General features: G+C 37.9%; 13 protein-coding genes. 1 reads left to right on the forward strand and 12 read right to left on the reverse strand.

What is annotated here, in order from left to right; translation table 11 throughout:
• Nucleotides 1–2 precede the first annotated feature (2 nt).
• From DFQ03_RS11685 to DFQ03_RS11730, 10 genes are all read right to left on the reverse strand, one after another.
• Nucleotides 3–1,217 (reverse strand): cupin domain-containing protein, encoded by a 1,215-nt coding sequence (locus tag DFQ03_RS11685; RefSeq protein ID WP_133673363.1) that lies wholly within the window; start codon nt 1,215–1,217, stop codon nt 3–5.
• A 61-nt stretch (nt 1,218–1,278) separates the two neighbouring features.
• Nucleotides 1,279–3,477, reverse strand: coding sequence for an outer membrane protein assembly factor BamB family protein (locus DFQ03_RS11690; RefSeq protein WP_208295915.1), 2,199 nt, complete (start codon nt 3,475–3,477; stop codon nt 1,279–1,281).
• Between the two features lie 137 nt (nt 3,478–3,614).
• Entirely contained in the window at nt 3,615–4,550 is a 936-nt protein-coding gene (locus DFQ03_RS11695) for an RraA family protein (RefSeq protein ID WP_133673365.1), read from the reverse strand.
• A gap of 27 nt (nt 4,551–4,577) precedes the next feature.
• Entirely contained in the window at nt 4,578–5,858 is a 1,281-nt protein-coding gene (locus DFQ03_RS11700) for a mandelate racemase/muconate lactonizing enzyme family protein (RefSeq protein ID WP_133673366.1), read from the reverse strand.
• A gap of 42 nt (nt 5,859–5,900) precedes the next feature.
• Complete coding sequence (locus DFQ03_RS11705; protein WP_243834488.1) at nt 5,901–7,007, reverse strand: bile acid:sodium symporter family protein; 1,107 nt, start codon at nt 7,005–7,007, stop codon at nt 5,901–5,903.
• An 11-nt stretch (nt 7,008–7,018) separates the two neighbouring features.
• Nucleotides 7,019–7,471, reverse strand: a complete 453-nt coding sequence (locus DFQ03_RS11710) for a nuclear transport factor 2 family protein (RefSeq protein WP_208295916.1) — start codon at nt 7,469–7,471, stop codon at nt 7,019–7,021.
• Nucleotides 7,472–7,740: 269 nt separating this feature from the next.
• Complete coding sequence (locus DFQ03_RS11715; protein ID WP_133673368.1) at nt 7,741–9,303, reverse strand: SusD/RagB family nutrient-binding outer membrane lipoprotein; 1,563 nt, start codon at nt 9,301–9,303, stop codon at nt 7,741–7,743.
• Between the two features lie 4 nt (nt 9,304–9,307).
• Nucleotides 9,308–12,736 carry a SusC/RagA family TonB-linked outer membrane protein gene (locus tag DFQ03_RS11720; protein WP_208295917.1) on the reverse strand — a complete coding sequence of 1,143 codons (3,429 nt, stop codon included), beginning with the start codon at nt 12,734–12,736 and terminating at the stop codon, nt 9,308–9,310.
• A 229-nt stretch (nt 12,737–12,965) separates the two neighbouring features.
• Nucleotides 12,966–14,153: a FecR family protein gene (locus DFQ03_RS11725; RefSeq protein WP_133673369.1), complete on the reverse strand. Its 1,188-nt coding sequence runs from the start codon at nt 14,151–14,153 to the stop codon at nt 12,966–12,968.
• Nucleotides 14,154–14,267: 114 nt separating this feature from the next.
• The gene (locus DFQ03_RS11730) at nt 14,268–14,771 is read right to left on the reverse strand and encodes an RNA polymerase sigma factor (RefSeq protein ID WP_133673370.1); all 504 of its coding nucleotides are present in this window, start codon (nt 14,769–14,771) and stop codon (nt 14,268–14,270) included.
• 501 nt (nt 14,772–15,272) lie between these two features.
• Between DFQ03_RS11730 and DFQ03_RS11735 the strand changes: the two genes are divergently transcribed.
• Nucleotides 15,273–16,838 carry an aldehyde dehydrogenase (NADP(+)) gene (locus DFQ03_RS11735; RefSeq protein ID WP_133673371.1) on the forward strand — a complete coding sequence of 522 codons (1,566 nt, stop codon included), beginning with the start codon at nt 15,273–15,275 and terminating at the stop codon, nt 16,836–16,838.
• A 1,217-nt stretch (nt 16,839–18,055) separates the two neighbouring features.
• Here DFQ03_RS11735 and DFQ03_RS11740 read toward each other — a convergent pair.
• The gene (locus DFQ03_RS11740) at nt 18,056–19,468 is read right to left on the reverse strand and encodes a purine-cytosine permease family protein (protein ID WP_133673372.1); all 1,413 of its coding nucleotides are present in this window, start codon (nt 19,466–19,468) and stop codon (nt 18,056–18,058) included.
• A 19-nt stretch (nt 19,469–19,487) separates the two neighbouring features.
• Complete coding sequence (locus DFQ03_RS11745; protein ID WP_133673373.1) at nt 19,488–20,639, reverse strand: alpha-hydroxy acid oxidase; 1,152 nt, start codon at nt 20,637–20,639, stop codon at nt 19,488–19,490.
• Nucleotides 20,640–20,646: the final 7 nt, after the last annotated feature.

The following is a 20,646-nucleotide window of genomic DNA, read 5'->3' on the forward strand; positions in this document are numbered from 1 at the left end:
TCTTATGGTTTTCGAACATCATCACCCATAACGTCGTACCCCCGCCACTTAAATTCTTTGGCTAGACCTGAGGCAGCTGGCCAAGCAATCTGATGTTGCTCACTTGCTACCCACTTTCTACGATTTTCTTCAGTATCGAAAGATATCTGTATCTGGTAATTGAATGCGGTAGGTTCCGCTTGAATTTCCTTAGCCAAATCATTCGAAAATAATCGAAGTAATTTTGAGCTAAGATATCCATCTTGCACGACCATGGCGGGCACATAGATTGAATAATACATTTTTTCAAAAGCAACTGCGTTTTTCTTGTCCACCACAAAATCCATTTGCAAGGTCATCGCCTTAGGTTTCTCCAAAGGCTTAACGATTAGTCCACTATCTTTTGATGCCGCAATACCTATGACCAAAATTTCAAGATTATCATTACCTGAACTGGTCCATGAAATTTCCTCTCCTAAACCCGCATAAAAGGAATCGTCTTTTTTAACTGTGGTAGACTCTGACCCCACAGTTACATCACCGCCTCCATTAATCACATAGTACACTTCTTCAACACCCTCTAATTGTCGCTTTTCAGTATTGCTGCCAGAAGGAACAACCAAATGGTCCACATGATGCCAATCTGTTCGGAATACATCTGGTCTTAAAATACGGTTAAATAGAACTCCTTGTCCTTTGTAAACTTTGTCATTTGGTTTTAGTTGGTTTTTATCCAATCTAGATGCTACAAACGTTGGAATTTCATCCGTCTTAGAACTAACAAGATCATCATTCAAGTCAAAAGCATCTCCCTGTGCCTTTACTTCACTTACAGCAAAATTCAACCATTTAAGCGGTTTGCTAGAAGTATTATAAATTCCGTGAGAATCACCAAGCTTACAGGGAACCAAGGCTGGACCTTTAATTTTCGATGTTCTTCCATTAATGGTAAATTCTGCCTCCCCATCAAGAATAACATACATTTCTTCAATGGTATGGTGAAAATGATGGCCAATACCCGATTTAGGATGAATTAAACCCGAATGTAAATACAAGAAATTAGTGGCCATATCGTTGCTACCGATAAGCTGTGTAAACCCCATTTTACCGGCACCGGCATGTACCCCACTCAATTCACGATATGTAGGAGGGTCATTGTGGACGACCCTATCATTCAAGTTTTGCGCAATGGAGATGCTGCCCATTAGACAGCACAAAAAACTAAGGATTGGTTTCATAATAGTGTACTATATTTTGTTTGATTCAAAAATTATAATTAGGAACTCTTGCTAAAAAAAACTACTTCTTATCCGGAATCCCGTATACCACATATCCCTTGGCAATTGCCCCGGGCTTCTTTGAATGGTCGTAACTATCGCTTCTAAAATTGGAAGTGGCATTGATAACCAAATATTCTTTTCCATTCAAGGTAAACATGCTTGGTTGGGCATTGGTCTCATTGCTCAAGGTAGTCTCCCAGAGGATGCTTCCATCTTCGCTGTCAAAAGCATAAACCCTTCCACCTTTAGCCGTCGCAAATACGATTCCAGTAGAAGTAATGACCATTCCCTTTCGCTGGGTACCGTTAGGCGCACCTTTGCTTTCATCTCCCTGTACATAAAGGGAATCTACCCCGATGGGTCGACGCCACTTTATGGAGCCATTGTTAAGGTCATAAGCTAGAATTGAAGACCAAGGCGGGTCGATAAGACCGGGCCAATCCAAGCCATAATCCGTAGTGTATCTGGCTTTTGGACGCTCAACATCTTCTGGATATTTCTCCATTGGTGCTCCACGTTGTGCATCAGATGGAATTGCTACCCCTCCCGAAGCTACAACGGGGCCATCTACAGTTGCTACCTCCTGATTGCCGCGTCTAAAATTCCTTCGTTCTGGATCACCCCCAAGAAATTGGAACAAGGCTTTTAAAGAAGCTTCATCTACATGGACCAAACCTGGCATTACCCCCTTTCCATTGACAACGGTATTCCTAAATTCAGAATAAAACATGTGATGTCCTATGTTTTTTAAGGAAGGGCCTGCCCCACCCTCCATATTTGGACCATGACAGGATATGCATGAAGAATTATAGAGCGATTTTACCCTACCCACATCATTTGCCGTTAATTCGGTTTTTGGTGGTTCTACCTTGCTCAGCCGATAGGTGGAAGCATATTCTTGGGTTTGAATGTACATTATCCCGTTGTAAGGATCTGCCGCGGTGTTCCCGTAATTTGCACCTCCTAAGGCTCCTGGCATTATTAAAGTTTCATATTTATCTGAAGGTGGTACGTACAACCCAGTTTTAGCAGAATCTAATCGTTGTAACCAATCTTGCCTGAGACTATCCGAAAAGAAAGGATTCAAATTTTCTTTGGTAACCTCGTGTCTTGTAAAACTTGGTAGTGATGTTATGGGCTGTGTTGGCCAAGATTCTTCCCCTGGCATTTGGCTTTTAGGAAATGGTTTTTCCTCAATGGGAAATAATGATTCACCGGTTACACGGTCGAACACAAAAACAAAACCATGTTTGGTAGCGATGGCCACGGCGTCCACTTTTTTACCATCCTTATCTACAGTTAATAATTGAGGCGCCGGTGAAAGGTCATAATCCCAAAGATCGTGATGAACGGTTTGGTAGTGCCAAATTCTTTCGCCCGTTCGGGCATCTACGGCGACTAGGGAGTTAGCAAACAAATTACTTCCCAACCGATCGGCACCGTAATAGTCGTAAGTAGGCGATCCGATGGGCAAATAAGCGATTCCACGTTCGGAATCTACCGAAATTTCACTCCACACATTGGCACCGCCAACATATTTGTAAGCATCCTTGGGCCAAGTATCATAGCCGAATTCCCCGGGGTGAGGAATGGTATGAAAGGTCCATTCCAATGTACCCGTTACCACATTATAAGCCCTTATATGACCTGGTGGAGAAAAATAAGCTTCCCCAGGTGCTGAACCTAATATTAAAAGGTCATCATAGATTACCCCGGGCATCATGGATTGAATTCTAGTTACCGATGTAGGGTCACGATCCAATCCTTCCCTAAGGTCAACATATCCCTCTGTTCCAAAATCTAAAATTGATTTACCTGTTTCAGCATTTATTGCCTGAATGGAATTGTTTAGGGTAAATAGTAGTCTTTTGTCTTTTTTGTCTTCGCTTTCCCAATAGTTGATTCCCCTTCTCGTAATGCCGGGAAGATCTGTGTGTATCCAAAGCTCTTCCCCAGTCCTGGCATGAATAGCGATTAGGGAACTATTCTTTCCCAATACATACATGGTACTGTCCACAATAATTGGGCTAAAAAAATAAAACCGATCATCACCCGATGGATAGCTCCACAGTATTTCCATTTCTGACACGTTGGACTTTGTAATGCCGGGTGACTCAAAGAATTTTGATTGGTCCGGGCTACCACCGTAATGGGACCATGTAGTATGTTCTAAACTCTTCTTCGTCCCAGTTTCGCACCCAATCGTTATGCTTGCCATAACAATTGTGAGGAGGACTATTCGAAAGAAATAAAACCATTTATTTTTTATCATAGCAATGGATAAAATTAATAGGACAACAAGCTAAAAATTCTTTTTATTCTAGCTCAATATGCTACTATCAAATTAAAATTATTTTACCAAGTTCTTTTCTTTAATATTTCCTCAATTTGTTCTTTGGATACTGGAAGGTCATCAATATGTTCGTTAAGCCATTTGCTGAAATCCTTTTCAATTTCCTCGGCCCAGCGAGTATCAATTTGTCCTGCAGTATAGACACCTTCTTTTATCCGAAGATGACCGAACATATCACGCAAACGAACAACTTCAGATGTTGTGGCCACTTTCTCAGCCAAATGTGGTGGAATAAAAGTAACCACACCCATTTTACCCAAAACAACATCTCCAGGCATTACAGTTACGGTTCTAATTCTAGTAGGTTGATTTATACCTACCAGCATAGTATTCAAATCACCTGGAGGATTATGGTGTGATGCATCGTAACTGGTATAAAAGGAAGTAAATCCTCCAATTTCCACCAGTCCTTCAACATCTCTAAGTGCTCCGTCGTATACAATTCCATTACCAGTTTTAGCAAATATTGCATTACCTACATTATCTCCAATAGTAGGTCCATCCTTATCAGCACCAAATTGATCGGCCACGTAAACATCGCCCTTCACCAAAATATCTACAGGCCAAGTATTCTGTCCACGCTTTCCTGCTGCTTTTCCACGGTCATCTATGGCTTTCCACACATCTGGACGGCCTGGCATAAATGTTGCCGTAACGGCACGACCTACCAAAACGCTATCCGCATTAATCAATTTCCAATCTTCAGCAATTTGATACCGGTATCCTTCATTTTTCATCACGGCCCAGGCCTCCTCAACACTTACAGCTTTCATCCTTTCTAAAAGTTCATCGGAAACTTTTGGCCTTCCGTCTTCATAACGCTCTCCCGTCCATTGAGGAGTTAAAAAAATAAGTTCTTCCTTACTGATCTGTTGCCCCATCAACTGGCTTGCCAGACCGACAAGAACCATTAGGAGCAAATACTTTTTGCGTAACATAATTGTCTCTATTTAAATTGTTATTAATTATTCAAAAAACGGTATACCTTCTGGTGCATATTTTCTCATCGCATCCTCATTGATATCTACTCCAATACCCGGTTTATCTGAAACTTTAACGAAACTATCTTTAACCCAATCTCCTTCATCATACGTAACTATTTCTTTAAACATTGGATCTGTATGGAAATAGGATTGCCATTCCATTAAATGAAAATTAGGTACCGAGGCACATACATGTGCACAAGCCATTGCTCCAAGAAACGATGCAACCATGTGAGGTGAGAAAGGTTTATAATATAAATTGGCTAGGTTAGCAATTCTCTGCCCTTCACCAAGCCCACCACATTTTTGGAGGTCTGGCATTATTATATCTACACCATTATCCAACAATTGTTTAAAACCGTGACCTAAATATACATTTTCACCTGCCGAGATTGGTGTACTTGTTTCTTCTGTAAGCGTTTTGAAGGCATCAAAATTTTCTGCAGGAATAGGCTCCTCTAACCAAGTAAGGTTTAAATCCTCGACTTTCTTTGCAATTGTTTGGGCTGTTACATGATCATAGCGTCCGTGCATATCCACACATAAATCTATTTTTGGTCCGACTGCCTCTCTAACGGCAGCAAGTTGATCATACATTCTTATAATTTCTCCAGGACTTGCGGTCCAATTATACCTATCATACTTATCAGGATCGCTTGCATAATCTATATCAAATTTAAGTGCATTAAAACCCCAGTTTTTAATAGCATCTTTTGCCGCAGTTGCAAAATCATCTGGTGATGGGAAACGAACACGGTACAATGCCGTATCACAATAAACCCTTACCTTATCTCTAAATTTGCCTCCAAGTAATTTATATACAGGTAAGTCCAAAGCTTTACCCGCCAAATCCCATAAAGCAGTTTCTATTGCCGAAAGAACGGCAACGTAAGTACCTGACTGCCCACCACCGAAATGACCTGCACGACGAATATCTTCAAATATTTTATGGACATTAAACGGACTTTGATCTTTTAAAAAAAATCCCATTCTTTTGACCAGGTGGTAAGTACCGGGTACGGCATCAACGCCCTCTCCGCAACCATAGATTCCTTGATTGGTGTGTATTTTTACAAACAGGCCGCTTCCACGACGAATAAATCCACATTTTACATCCGTAATTTTTAAATCCGATGGGGAAGAAAGTTTAGGATTTTCATCTATTGCCGTAACGTATTCGTTACCATAAGTACTTGAAACCATTCCTAAACCGGCACTGGCCATCAGCGATTTGGATATAAAAGATCTTCTTGAATTTTTCATAAGTTAAAGTGTTTGTTTATATATGTTCTAGTTTTTCAAATTTCAATTGTTTAGGACAGATTCTGGGGTTTTCTCTGTAGGTTTCCCATGCCAATAAGAGGCAAGTATAGAGCCTGTTATGTTCATTAAAGGCCCAAAAACTGCAGGAGCTAAACCCATTGTAGCTATTTTGCCTAGACTGTTGGCAATACCAGAAGCCAGACCCGCATTCTGCATACCAACTTCAATCGCAATTGTTCTTGAATCTTCTTCTGACATACGGAAGAGTCTGGCATACCAATATCCCAGTAAATAGCCGAAAAAGTTATGTACAAGTACAAGAACCATGAGAATTCCACCTATTTCCAACAGGCTGTCCCTTCCAGCTGCCGTGATAATTGTAATAATAAGTCCAATGGCAAGCATAGAAATTATAGGCATAGCCTTATCCAACCACTTAACACTATTTCCAAATATTTTATTAAAAACAAGTCCGGCACCGATAGGTATAATTATCATTTTAACGATACTCCACATCATTGCCAAAACATCAATCTCAATGAATTCTCCAGCAAATATTTTCATCATAAGTGGTGTAAGAAATGGCGCCAATAATGTAGCAATAGAGGTTATAGTTATGGAAAGGGCCACATTGGCGTTGGCCAAAAAAGCCATAACATTAGATGCCACCCCGCTTGGCGAACAACCAATTAGTACAATACCCGCGGCAATTTCAGGCGGAAAATTGCTTAACTGTGCCAGGCAGTAACCCACTATGGGCATCACTATCAATTGGGCAGAAACTCCGATAAAAACTCCCTTAGGCGATTGAAATACCGCACCAAAATCTTTGATGCTCATTGTTGTTCCCATCCCGAACATGATAATCTGTATCAATGGAATGATTAAAACGGTGTATTTGAAATCCCCAAAATTGGTGAAATAGGAAGGATAATATAAAGCAGCCGTAACACCAGCAAAAATCATGATTGTAAATAGTAGTCCCTTCATTTTTTCATAGCCATTGAAACCAAAAGCCAATAAACCAAAGAAACCAAGAATAAAAAGTCCGGCTTTGTCTATGTTCCCTGTAACTATCATACCGATAATAACTAGAAACAAAAGGCTAGCCAAGCCTAACGAAATTGAATAAATATTTAATTTTCCCAAGAGTAAAAGTGTTATAGTTTAAATGCCTGTCTTGCCAATAATTTCCAATCACCATTATCTTTTTGAAATATTAAAAGACACCCAATGTTCACCTTGGCTGGCGTACCGTTGTTAGTGCCTTCCCCTTTAAAAATATGGCGTACAATAGCTACGTCTTCGGCTATGGTGATTGTTTGATCTACAGGTATAATTGAAGAAAATTGAAAAGCACCGTTCAAGACTCCATCAACGTATTCAGATTTGTTTTCAATCTTACCGCTAGAGTGACCATAGCTCAATTTTTCAAAAGTCAAATCCTCAAGTACATCTTTGTTTTTTGCTACCATTGCAGTATATATTTTGGTAACCGTACTTTCAACTTTAGCTATTTTATTATTACTATTTTGAGCCATTAAATTTGTTGAACTGCATGCAACAGAAACTAATAAAAGGTATAATGACATGCATATCAATATCTTCCTCATCTTTAAACTACTATTTATATTACCCATACAAGATGTTTTTATAATTTTTCTTCTTAAAACAAGTAAGGCGGTGAACTCCCTTTTTTTTTTGGGGAGTTCTCCGACCAAACTCAAACTAACTCAAACTACTAACTCAGTTTTTTCATTCAAATCAGAATTTCTATTTTTTAATTTGCTTCAAGCTCGCCAAGCTTTTTCGCTGGATCAAAATCAGTTTAGGGGTGCTTATCCCTTTTTCATAAGAAACTAACAAACAATTCACCTGAAAATTAATTATCCCAAAAAACCCTTGAAATTAGATTATCTCCTCCTATCGCGCTAACTGCAGCGATATAGCTATCAGAATTTGCCGATCCTTCTCTATCAGGATATGTCATTCTGTGTACAAAACCATCCCCATCATTTGCCAATAGGTTATCGTTGAAATCGTTTCTTTCCAAGTCTGGGAATCCACTTCTTCTAACATTTGCGAATGCTTCGGTTCCATTACGGTAATTTGCCAACCAATATTGAGTATTTATAAGTTCCAAAGCATTTGAAGCATCATAGACCACTTCTGGTTCGGCCAAATAAGCGTCTACTTCAGCCGTAGGTATCGGTGCAGTATTAGGATACAATGTGTAAATATTCATATTCGCCCTTACTCCGTTCTCATATAAAGTTTCAGGGTCACCGGATATCCAACCCCTAAAAGCGGCTTCGGCCAATAATAAAGAGGTTTGCCCATAGGTGACATAAAATGCTGGTGCCGCAGGAGATGCTGCTGCGAAAATGTTAACCTGACTGTAATCAAGACCTGTTCCTTTTGGCCCTCTGTACCCAAGGGATGTGTCTGATAATTGCAAATCGGAAACACCAACTGGAACGCCAAATTGGTCATCCAAATCCGTATTTGGATTTGTTTCGTTTGCTACTGCCCCTGGATCTTCAAATTTGGCAATCATATACTTACCCCTTGGATCATTGGTTTCCTTTAATTGATTTACCAATGGTTCGGCAACATAATTAAAGAAAGAGAAATCTCGGAGCTGATTATTATCTCCCCAGGTATAGACGTTCCCATCATATTTGACAAATGCATTGTCATCGTTAGAAGTCATCACGCCTCCTGCAAAAGCTTCAGAAGCAATAGACGCCGCTCTACTGGGTTCTATTTTTGAATAGCGCATACCTAATCTCAATAATAAAGAGTTTCCAAGCTTTCTCCATTTTTCAACCTGTGCCGAAGCCGAATTAGTAGGTTGACTACCATTGCTTCCATAAAAAAGATCATCTGAAACAAATTCGCCACTTGAATTCAATCCTGACAAACCACCGGTAATTTCATTATAAAGATCCTCATAGATTGCTTCATCATCAGTATATGCCGGAAAATAAATAATATCACTAACAGCTTTACCTGCTTCAAAATAAGGTACATCTGCATAATTATCTACCAACCCCATAAATACTTGGGCCTTCCAAATACGAATCATACTTAGTAAGTTGACACGGTCGGTATCCTCTCCGAGCAAATTAGTAGCCTGTACCAGGTTTCGTATTACAGATGGGTATGAATCATTCCATTTGGGATTGTTTACACCGTCAATATCCTCGTTAAAATTAAAACCAAGGGTTGCTCCTTGATTATACGGATTTACGAAGTGCTGTACAATGGTATGTTCCGCTGCCCAAGTTCCTAAATGGCTTCTTTGAGCTCCGGCAAATAAAAGTGCGGCATCTACTTCGTTAACCGCGTAGGGATTAGTGTTCACTTCCACAAACTCATCGTCGCACCCTTGAAAAATAAGGCAGACTAAAACTATGGATAATATAAATTGTATCGTTTTCATGGTTCTAGAATTTAACATTAAGACTAAAATTAAAATTACGGGTGGTTGGCAGTGCTGAATTTTCATAACCGGCCCTAAAATCACCAGAGGACTGAATAGCTTCAGGATCAAGTCCAGGAATATCCTTATAAAGAATAGCAACATTTCTACAAGAAGCAGCTATGGTCAATCCCTTTATAAACTTCATATCTGCCATATTGCTAACAATATTCGTAAGGTCGTAGGATAATGAAATACTTCTCAACTTTATAAAATCAGATTTAAATGTAAATGGATCTCCAATTTGAAGATTACGGTAATCTGCATAAAAGGATTGTAAATTGCTTACCGCCGTAGTATTTGTTTGTCCATTACTTTCATATACACTATTTGGTACAATTACACCGTTCTCTCCCTCTCTTCGACCTTCAAGTGAAAACTGGGAATGCCCTTGCCTTGTCATATTCAAATGTGTAGATGATAACATTGTTCCACCAAACCTATAATCGATCAAAAAACTAAAATTCAGATTTTTATAGGAAAAATTATTATTCCATCCCCCTATGTGTTTAGGTATGGAGCTACCTACCGGTAAAAATCCATTTGTGTTTTCAGCTCCGGGCGTATCGCCGTTTGTAGCCAATAATCTACCATCATCATTGACCAAAATCTGACCACTTTCATTTCTTCTATAAGTTCTGGTATATAATTGGTTCATTGGTAATCCCTCGGTATATCTTAGTTCCCCAAGGAATTCGTTTCCGGTCCCATTAAAGAAAATCAATAAAAGTGTACCACTATCGTTCCCAACATCCAATACTTCAGTCGAAAGGTAAGCGTTGTTCCAAGTACTTGTCCACCTGAAATCATCGGTTTGTATTGGCACGACTTCTATCAAAGTTTCCAATCCGCTATTCCTTAACGATCCTAAGTTTTGCTTTGAATTATCATATCCAGATGCATTGGATAAGGTTACATCCAGCACTTGGTCAGTGGTAACCTTATCAAAAGCAGCTATATCTAGGCGAAGGCGACTTTTAAACATCCGCATTTCCAAACCAATTTCTTTCTCCGTTACTGTAAAGGGTTGTAAAAATGGATTTGGAGCGAAGCTGCCTGAAACACCGGCAGTTGTCTGACCATTAAAAGGTGGATTCAAGGTATAGTTTAGAACACCCTCATACGTACCAACACCATTTGCACTACCTACCTCGGCCCAAGAACCTCTTAGTTTACCGTAATCTAACCAATTGCGTTCTTCAAATAATTCTGAGAAAATGAAACTACCGGATACTGAGGGGTAGAATACACTATTGTTTTCAGGATTAAGCACTGAGAACCAATCCTGTCTTCCCGTAAAATTCAAGTACATTAAATTATCGTAACCAAATTCGGCTAAACCGTATAATGAATTAATTCTGAATGTACTAAACTGGTAAGGTTGAAAACCGGCTTGATCAGTTTCAAAACTTGTACCATTCGTGATAGAATATAGGTCAGGGACAACAAACAGTCTTGAATATTGGGCATTTCTTTGAAATTGTGAACGCCAAGTGTTACCTCCGAAACTTGCATCAACAGAAAACTTTCCAAGTTCTTTGTTTGCACCTAGTAGGAAATCAGCATTTACATCACGGGTTTGGGTCTGTTGAATATCATAACGACCTCTATAAAATCCTGTATCGCCTTCTAAGGTAGTTGTAGCTCCAGCTCCATTAAGCTCATTCCATTCCGTAAAATTGGTTGCATAGTCATAGTTATAGCGTCCTTGAAGATAGAGCCAATCTGTAAATTGATACCTTAAAGTAGCCGTGCCCAATAGACGGTTTCTATTATCATTAAAGAATTGATTTTTTTGCAATTGGTAATAGGGATTGTTTATGGTTCCTAAAAATCCATTGGTACGAAGTTCTGCATCGGTAACAGGATCAATGGCACTTTGTTGATACGCCTCTACAGGAGTAGAGATAGCCAATCTATTAAAAAAACCTACGGCACCGGGACCTTGTGTACCAATCTGTGGTGGATTTATATTCTCCTCATTGGTATAATTAACGTTTAAAAGCATATTCAACTTCTCTGTTACGTTATAGTTTATACCTACATTAAATATACGTTTCTTATATTCATTTGACGGTTGAATTCCCTCAGCTGAAGTATTCGCAAATGAAGCACGGAAACTTCCTTTTTCATTTCCTCCTGAAAACCCAACGGTATTGGTTAGGTTTGTTCCTGTTCTAAGGAAATCATAGAGTTGATACGGGTTAGGAGAATAAGGTCTAGACACACCGTCAAAGTTTACAGTGGGTGCTCCATCAAATCGTTCTCCAAAACTAAACTGCCCTGTACCTTGGGCCTCTCCCTGTGTCTGTGGTCGCATTCCACCAGTTCCTTGCCCATACTCGGCCTGTCTTATTTCATCCAAAAAATTCAACGCATGTGAGGTAGTAATACTTGATGTAAAATCAACGCCAATACCTTGGTTTAAACTACCTGTTTTTGTTGTTATAATTACCGCACCATTAGCTGCCCTAGCACCATAAATAGCCGCGGCAGTAGCACCCTTAAGTACGGTCATACTTTCAATATCGTCTGGATTTAGATTCTGTAGGTTATCCCCAAGATCCCTTGAATTATCACGCCCATTGGCACCTCTAGCACCTTGGTCTATGGGAAGACCGTTGATTACAAATAATGGTGAATTACTTGCACCTGCAAAAGCGGATTGACCACGCAAACGAATTTGAACACTGGCACCAGCACCTGCTGATGGAGGGCTAATGTTTAAGCCCGCAACCTTACCTTGCAAAGACTCCATAGCGTTTACTGTTCTGGTTTTGGTAAGCTCTTCGGTATCAACCGAGGTCACTGCATACCCTAATTTTTTGGCATCTCTTTTAATTCCTAGACCAGTTACGACCACTTCGTCCAAGCTTTGCATATCTTCTGCCATAGTGACATCCATAACACTGGATTGGCCGGTTGATAACTCTTTTCTAGCAAAACCAATGGAACTAAAAATTAAAATGGCATTAGGCTGTGTAAGGGTAATTGAGTATTCACCATCAAAATTCGTTGCAACACCATTTGAAGTTCCCTTTTCCACAACAGACACTCCTGGAATAGGCTGCCCATTAACATCGGATACCTTACCCGAAATACTTTGTTGAACACTAACAGTAGTTGTTTCCTTATTTTGTTTTTTTGGTAATTTATTGTTTAGAACTTTTGATTTCGGTTTTAATACAATTTGATTTCCCTTAAAAATAAAATCAATGTTCGAATCATTAAAAAGCACTGAAAGGATTTCGTCTAAAGCTGTGTTTTTCACATTTATGGACACCAATTTTGATGTGTCTATCTTTTTGACATCATAGAGAAACTTAAAGTCAGTTGCGACTTCAATTTCTTCCATCACCTTAATAGTTTGTACATTTTCCAAATTAAGGGTCATTTTCGTTTTTTGCGAAAATGAACTCGCTTGGATTGAAAAGAAAGTCGTAATCAAAAGTATGGTTAAGAGTTTGGTTCTTAAACCAATGTTCATTGTATTGGATATTTTGGTCCCAATGGATCTATTATTTTTCATATCATAAGTTGATTATTGGTTATGTTTTTTTGTTGTTCCCTAAAACCGAGTACGTTTTATATGGGCATTCGTAAGCTTTTTTTGTTTCATAGGCCTATTTTTTATCATTGTTTAGTTGTTTGTATATATGTATACTATCTCCAATTATTTCATATTCAAATGATGTTTCAATCTTGAAGGTCTCCAATACTTCCCGCATGGTTTCAGTTTCAAATGTTGCCGTAAAAAATCTTTCATTTAAAGCTTCGTAATCATTATTGATTTTTACATTATAATGACGTTGTAATCGTTGTATTATATTTGAGAACTTCATTTTCTTCATAGCCAACTTACCTTCTATCCAACCTGTATACAATTCGGTATTTACTTTATTTACTACCATTTGTTTGTAGGTTGTATTCCAATCTGCCTTGTAACCTGGTGAAAGCAAAGTGGAATCATCCTCATTATAAGTCTCCCCTGCTTCGTAAAGCCGAACAGAACCTTCAACTAAAACTGTAATTTGATTTGTATCTTCTGGGTAAGAAGTAACATTGAATTTAGTTCCCAACACCCGAACATCCATCTTTCCGGTTGTTACGATAAAAGGGCTATGCTCATTTTTACGAACATCGAAAAAAGCTTCACCAATAAGGGAAACCTCCCTATTTTTTCCCTTTATAAATTTTACAGGATATTTTAAAGAAGAGCCTGAGTTAAGATTAACCGCAGTTCCATCTGAAAGCACGATCTTAAAAGTTTTACCGTTTGGAACACGAACAGTATTATACTCTAACTCAAAATCATCATCTTCTACAACTTGATTGAGTGAGTAGTCAACAACTCCGTCATCTTTTCTACCTAGAATATTTCCATTATCAGCTACAATACTATATTCTCCTTGTTGGCTGAGCACCTGTATTTCACCATTTCCCCTTTCTAAAATAACTGCCGTAGGATCTATTTGCGTTTCAATTACATTTTGAGTATTTAATGACTTGTAAATAAAAAAGCACCCTATTAAACTGACAAAAACTGCAGCATAACGGAATAAACTATTATATAAAAATCTATTGTTTTTAGTAGGTCTATTTTTTTGAATCTCAGTTGATATTAATTTCCAAGCTTCTTGCGGATTAATATCTTTGCTATTTGGAAGTAAGACGTTATTTCGATGTAACTCTTTAAGCCGCTTATAGGTTAAAAAATTTTCGTCATTTTCGGACAACCACTTTTTGAAAAGAATTTCTTCTTCTCTACTTAATTGTTCACGTAACTTTTTAAGGATAATTTCTGCTATCAACTTGGTCTTATTTAAATAAGAGGTAAACTCCCTCTTACTTATAAGACCCTTTAAAAAACAAAACGGGTAGCGAATATGTGAATTATTTTAATATTATTTTATCAAAATGATATTTTATAGCATCCATAAATACACATCCCTTAAATTTAATCGTAAAATTTTGAATGTCTTTTTTAGGTGGTATTTTACAGTATTAACCGTAATACCCATTATTTCGGCCGCATTTTCATATTTAATACCTTCTAAAACACAAAGCTCAAACACCTTCCTATTCTGATCAGGCAGGGCATCGATTTCCCTAAATAAAGTTTGTGATATTTCTGAGCGAATCAATTCATGCTCATAAGATGGAACTTCACTTGAATAATTCTCAATTGAAAAAGTTCGTTGCTTCTTTTTGATTCTTTTTAAACTTTCGTTTCGAATTGAAGTATTTATATAACTTTTAAGATCCTTAATAGGTTCATTACATTCTTTTTGTAAAAGTTTAATAAATATACTTTGTACAACATCTTTCGAATCGTCCAAATCACCAACATAACTAAAGGACAATAAACACCACTCCTGATAATGTTTCAGAAACATTTGTTCAAGAACTAATGCATTAATTATTGCCATTTTACTATATAAGATGTTAAAATTTTACTGTAAACTTAATATTAAATTATATTTGTTAAGATTAAATAATTGTATATTTCACACTTAATATGCTGGCAATATATTAATTTGTTATTATTTCTACAATAAAAAAATGGATTTAACATATTTGAACTATAATAAACCCAATTGTAATATGCTACTAATCCAAAGAGTATATATAGAATAATATATTCGATAAGACACTATATAATAAATTACAGATAAAATTGAACTTTTAGAAAAGTGTCTTTTTTCTAATAAGAGTATCAGTAATAACACGTTTGATAAATTGGAAAACGAGATAAATTTTTAAATCAAAATGTTGAATGTGAAGAGTAAAATAAATTAACCTTTTAAAGAATATATTTTTTAGTATAGTGGGGATGAATTAAAGTCAGATATTTAAACTAATTCGGTTTAGTCAAAACTAAATCGATTCGAGGACTTAGATTAATGTAAATCTTAAAAATAAAACTATCAATGGCAAAAGCGATTAATACTGAACAAAATTACATAGCAGGAAATTGGGTCAAAGGAAAGGGTAAAGAATTCTGGTCCTATAATCCAGCTACGGCAGAAAAAGGCAAAGTTTATATTGAAGGTGATCAAGAACAGGTTAATACAGCAGTAGAACAGGCAGCTATAGCATTTGAAACAGTTAAGAAAAAGAGTACCGCTGAAAGGGCCACTTTACTGGAATCCATGGCAGAAGAGTTAGAGGCTTTGGGAGATGAACTCATAAAAGTTTGTGATATGGAAACCGGATTGGGTGAAGCACGACTTACAGGAGAACGTGCAAGAACTTGTGGACAACTCCGTGCCTTTTCCGCTTTGGTAAAACAAGGTCATTGGCAACAGGCAAGAATCGATACGGCCATACCTGACCGAAAACCACTTCCAAAGCCAGATATTAGGCGTATTTTTAGGCCCATGGGAACTATTGCCGTTTTTTCGGCTTCAAATTTTCCGTTAGCTTTCTCAACATTGGGAGGTGATACCGCATCTGCAATTGCCGCAGGTAATTGTGTTGTTGTGAAGGCACATCCTAGCCATCCAGGTACTTCCAAGCTATGTGCGGAGGCAATGCAAAGAGCAATTCTGAAAAACAACTATCCTCCAGAAATGTTTTCAATGGTACAGGGAGTTTCCCCAGAAGTAAGTCAAGCCTTGGTTCAACATCCACAATTAAAAGCGGTCGGTTTTACAGGAAGTACTCATGTGGGTAGGATCTTATTCGATTTAGGAGCATCTAGACCAAATCCAATACCTGTGTTCGCAGAAATGGGAAGCACAAATCCAATGATTATTCTACCTTTGGCTATTGCAAATAACGGAGTTGAAATTGCAAAAGGTCTAGCAAATTCCATAACCCTTGGAACGGGTCAATTTTGCACCAAACCAGGCCTGATATTAATCCTGAAAGATAAAAATAGCCCTGAGTTTGTTGGTAATCTAAAAAATGCTCTAGAATCAATTTCTATCGGTCATTTTTTGAACGCTAGAATCCATAGTAGTTTTCAAAAAGATGTGGCAAAAACAGCTACTGTTGCTGGTATAGAAATGGTTTCAACTAAAGATGAAGGTGGAAAACTATTTGAAATCGATGCCGAGCATTTTTTACAATCCCCTAATCTAGAGGATGAAATCTTTGGGCCTGTCGCTATCTTGATTAATTGTGATACCATAAATCAATTAAATAAAATAGTTGAAACTTTTGGTGGTCATTTAACGGGAACAATTTTTGCTGATGGTGATTCGGAGCTTTCCTCTGTTAAAGACTCATTAGAAGATAAAGTTGGCAGATTAATTTTTAATGGATATCCTACCGGTGTAGAGGTTTGCCCTTCTATGCATCATGGAGGGCCTTATCCATCTTCTACTTTTCCTGCAACCACTTCTGTGGGAACAGCTGCCATTGAACGATTTTGTACTGTAAAGTGTTATCAAAATATTCCTGAAGAACTTTTGCCTATAGCATTACAAAATAAAAATCTGGATAGGATTTTACGAATGGTTAATGGAGTTTATACTACCGAGGATATTTAAAATCTTAAATAAAAAGCATGAAAATGAAATATAATAATATTACTTAGATTTTGATATATTGGAAGAGGATATATTGCTGAAAACATAGCATAAAAAAACGTGAAAGGTCCACATAATATGAACAAAAAAAAAGAATAGTTTATGATTTTCCCTATTATTTCAAATTAACCAGCGAACCTAATATAATCGGAATTTAATTGATTCATTAATAATGACGCTTATTTAATAACTGAGTTAGGATCAGTGAAAGATTTTCGTAAAATTCCATATGCCATCAAAGAAACTATAATAAATCATTTTTTGTTTGCTCCTAATATTACCAAGGCAGAATTAGCTTGCGTTGTAACATTTATTTGATACTTTATTAAAGGGTTGTTAGCGAGTACAAAGTAAAAGACCATGCATGACTGACCATTGAGCTTAGGCAAGAAATTGCATTTTTAATTGATGAAAGTTTGCATAATCTTAAACCTTGCCCCTGGATCGACACCAAGAATTAAAAAGCGAAATATTCGTTCTTAATAAATTTAAATCCGCACTGGTACCTAGCATAAAGTGATGCTTGATTGTCCTTAATTCTGAAAAAATCTGCCCAGAAGAGAATACTTAATATTGAAAATGACTTCATGATTTCGTCATCTAGTTAACCTTTATTTGGTAAACGCATTTGGCGTTTTAACAAATCGGTCAACACTTTTACAGTTTTAAATTTGTTGACATTTCAATTGGGATTAAATGATTTGTATTGATAACCCTAAAAACAAAAACCTTATAATCAATTGATTATAAGATTTTAAATGTTAACAAAATATAAAAGTCGAGGTGTTAGGATTACAACCTAACCCTTTAATTAATTATCTATCAGTTAAAAATTCGAATACTTAACTGTTGACCGATTTGTTGACGGTGTTTTAAATGAACTTTAAAGTAATATGACTTACTTTCTGATTTATAAAATGTGTTATTCTAACAACCTGCAATACGAATAAATATCATTTGATTGAGTCTTGGCGCTAGATATGTGTTCAATAAACCTTCACAATTAAATAAATATATTTGACCATAATTCCTTGATTCTTTCCAAAATTCCAAGTTAACCACCAATAATTAATATCGCTAAAATTTTATGTTTAAAGGTGTAGTCTAGAAAATCATATAAAATTGTATAAAACTGTCCCATATTCTTTACCCTCTTTTACTACAACATCATGCTATGCTTATTCCAATTTTTTTTGAGAATATTTACTGAATACCAAGAACAATACCCCACATAACAACCATGCAGGTAAGGTTACAAACGATAGGAACACATTAAACTCAACCGAAATAAAGTAGAATAATCCAAAACTGATACCCCAAGCAAACAGAACGGATTTATTGAATTTAATATGTGCTAATTGTGCATAATTTTGAATGATTCCTGCTTGTTTATGAAAAAAATGTTCGAACACGATTACGGCACCCACGGGGGCCAGAATGAATCCGTATAACGCAACGAAATCCAATAACTTCATAGCAAAAGCGGGAAAGAGTCCGGCTATGGTCGCAATGGAACCCGCCAAAATGGTGACCCAAAAGGTGGAGGTTTTTGGCATTACGGCCTGGAATGCGAGTCCGGCCCTATAAATGGTAGGGTTAGCAGTGGTCCATCCAGCCAAGACCACGGCGATGATTCCAAAAATACCTATTGCGTTATACGCCAACGGTCCCGGTGCCACAGTAGGTGCTTGACCCTGTGTCAATATGGCTTGAGCTTCAGGGGATTGTATGTAAACGGCATACAACAATGCTGCTGCAATCCATGCCATATAGTGGCCCACATACATACCCGCAGCGGTGGTCCACCCAGAGCTTGACTTTTTGGCAAAACGAAAAACTGAGAGGTCAGACATACCAACATGCATCGCGGCATTGGCGAACCATGACCAAAAGAACACATGCCAAAAGGTGTATTTTATCTGTCCAGGAAAAGGCTCTTTGCCTTCACCCCAAATATTCCAAAAATCCTTAAAACTACCTACTCCCAATTGTTGTAAGGCAACAATACCACAGGCCACAAAGGCTAGAATAATTACGGGAGACATCCAGTTCGCTGCTTTGGAAACGGTATCATAACCTTTGGAAGCAATCAACGAAATTACCGCACCGATGACCAAAACAATAATGACCCAAGTAGCTCCGTTGGGCATAGTGTCCGTTAGTTTGGGCATTTCCATATCGAAAGGTATTCCCACTGCTGTTGCAGATACGGTAATCATCGCTCCGGCCAAGAAGCAAAACAGGATTCCGTTTGCCAAATTGTAGCCGATAACCAGTTTCTTACCACAAATTTTCTCTAATTGATAATACAGGGTAAGTCTTTTTTTAACCGCAATTTCAGAAGTCAAGAACCGCCAACTTAAAACAGCCATCAGGTTTCCCAATAGTAATCCGATAATCAAATCAAAAGCGCTAACACCCGTAGTCAAAAACAATGGTCCTATTACAAATTCAGTACCCGCAGCATGTTCACCGGCATACATTCCGAGAAAGCTTTTCCAACTTTTAAGTTTGGATTGCGGAACCGGTTGTCTTTCAAATTCGCCCCTGGCGATTTCCTCTATTTCTTCTTCTATATTGAATTGACTCATTAGGTTTGTTTAGTGTTGGTTATTTTTCTATTAAGTATTTAGGTAAATCTTCCACACGTTCACAGCAAAGTTGGTCCATTACCTGTTTAAATTGTGTTTTTAACATGCCAATGGTATGGTCTCCTCCTTTATTCCCTAAGGCTCCTGTTCCATAAACGAAAGAGCGTCCCATAAAAGTAAATTTGGCACCTCTGGCCATAGCGCGAGCAATGTCTGGGCCTGAGCGTAGGCCACTGTCCATCATAATCTCTATCTGGTCGCTATATTTTGTGGCAATTTCTACTAAGGAATTAATGGTAGATTGTGCAGCATCCAACTGTCTGCCACCATGGTTGGAAACAATGATACCATCAAAGCCCATACGTATTGCATCTTGAGTATCCTGCTCAGAAGCTACACCTTTCAAAACCAACTTCCCCTTCCATCGATCACGGATCGGTTTTATTTTTTCTTCATTCAACCGGCCTGAAAAAGTTTTATCCATAAATGCTCCTAGTTGCTTTAAGTTCAATCCTTCCGGAGTATATGGCTTTAACGTTTCAAAAGTGGGTTGTCCATATTTTAGAGTATTATAGGCCCAGGTTGGTTTTCTTAGAATTTGAAGGATATTGGCCAGCGTCATTTTCGGTGGCAGCGCTAGTCCATTCTTAAAATCGCGTGGTCTATAGCCAAAGGTTGGTACATCACAAAGCAATACAAGAACTGGGCATCCCGCTGCTTCGGCGCGGTCGATGATACTATCGCGAATGGCATCGTCTATTGGATTATATAATTGAAACCATGCATTACCTTCGGTCAGTTCACTGGCTTTTTCAATATCCATCGTAGTCACTGTACTAAGGATAAATGGAATGTTATGGCTGTACGCCGCCTTTGCTAATATGGCGGGCGTGTTAGGCCACATCAATCCCTGAAGACCAACCGGAGCAATACCAAAAGGCGCATCGAATTCCATTCCCATTATTTTGGTTTTTATGGAACTTGTACCGTGATTTCTTAAATATCGTGGTTGCAATTGTACTTTCCGTATCTCAGATGTATTACGGGCCAGGCTTACATCTTCATTACAACCACCATCTAAATATTCAAATGCAAACTTGGGAATCCTTAACTTTGCCTTTGTCCTTAAATCGTCAACTGAAGGATAATCTGAATCAAAACTCATCGCCATAACTGCT

The sequence above is a fragment of the Maribacter caenipelagi genome (assembly GCF_004364175.1).
Lineage (GTDB): Bacteria > Bacteroidota > Bacteroidia > Flavobacteriales > Flavobacteriaceae > Maribacter > Maribacter caenipelagi.

Coding starts and splice junctions, on each gene's coding strand:
- DFQ03_RS11730 (WP_133673370.1), bottom strand. CDS start 14,771: ATGGCAATAATTAATGCATTAGTTCTTGAACAAATGTTTCTGAAACAT.
- DFQ03_RS11745 (WP_133673373.1), bottom strand. CDS start 20,639: ATGGCGATGAGTTTTGATTCAGATTATCCTTCAGTTGACGATTTAAGG.
- DFQ03_RS11735 (WP_133673371.1), top strand. CDS start 15,273: ATGGCAAAAGCGATTAATACTGAACAAAATTACATAGCAGGAAATTGG.
- DFQ03_RS11715 (WP_133673368.1), bottom strand. CDS start 9,303: ATGAAAACGATACAATTTATATTATCCATAGTTTTAGTCTGCCTTATT.
- DFQ03_RS11700 (WP_133673366.1), bottom strand. CDS start 5,858: ATGAAAAATTCAAGAAGATCTTTTATATCCAAATCGCTGATGGCCAGT.
- DFQ03_RS11740 (WP_133673372.1), bottom strand. CDS start 19,468: ATGAGTCAATTCAATATAGAAGAAGAAATAGAGGAAATCGCCAGGGGC.
- DFQ03_RS11695 (WP_133673365.1), bottom strand. CDS start 4,550: ATGTTACGCAAAAAGTATTTGCTCCTAATGGTTCTTGTCGGTCTGGCA.
- DFQ03_RS11690 (WP_208295915.1), bottom strand. CDS start 3,477: ATGGCAAGCATAACGATTGGGTGCGAAACTGGGACGAAGAAGAGTTTA.
- DFQ03_RS11710 (WP_208295916.1), bottom strand. CDS start 7,471: ATGAGGAAGATATTGATATGCATGTCATTATACCTTTTATTAGTTTCT.
- DFQ03_RS11720 (WP_208295917.1), bottom strand. CDS start 12,736: ATGACCCTTAATTTGGAAAATGTACAAACTATTAAGGTGATGGAAGAA.
- DFQ03_RS11685 (WP_133673363.1), bottom strand. CDS start 1,217: ATGAAACCAATCCTTAGTTTTTTGTGCTGTCTAATGGGCAGCATCTCC.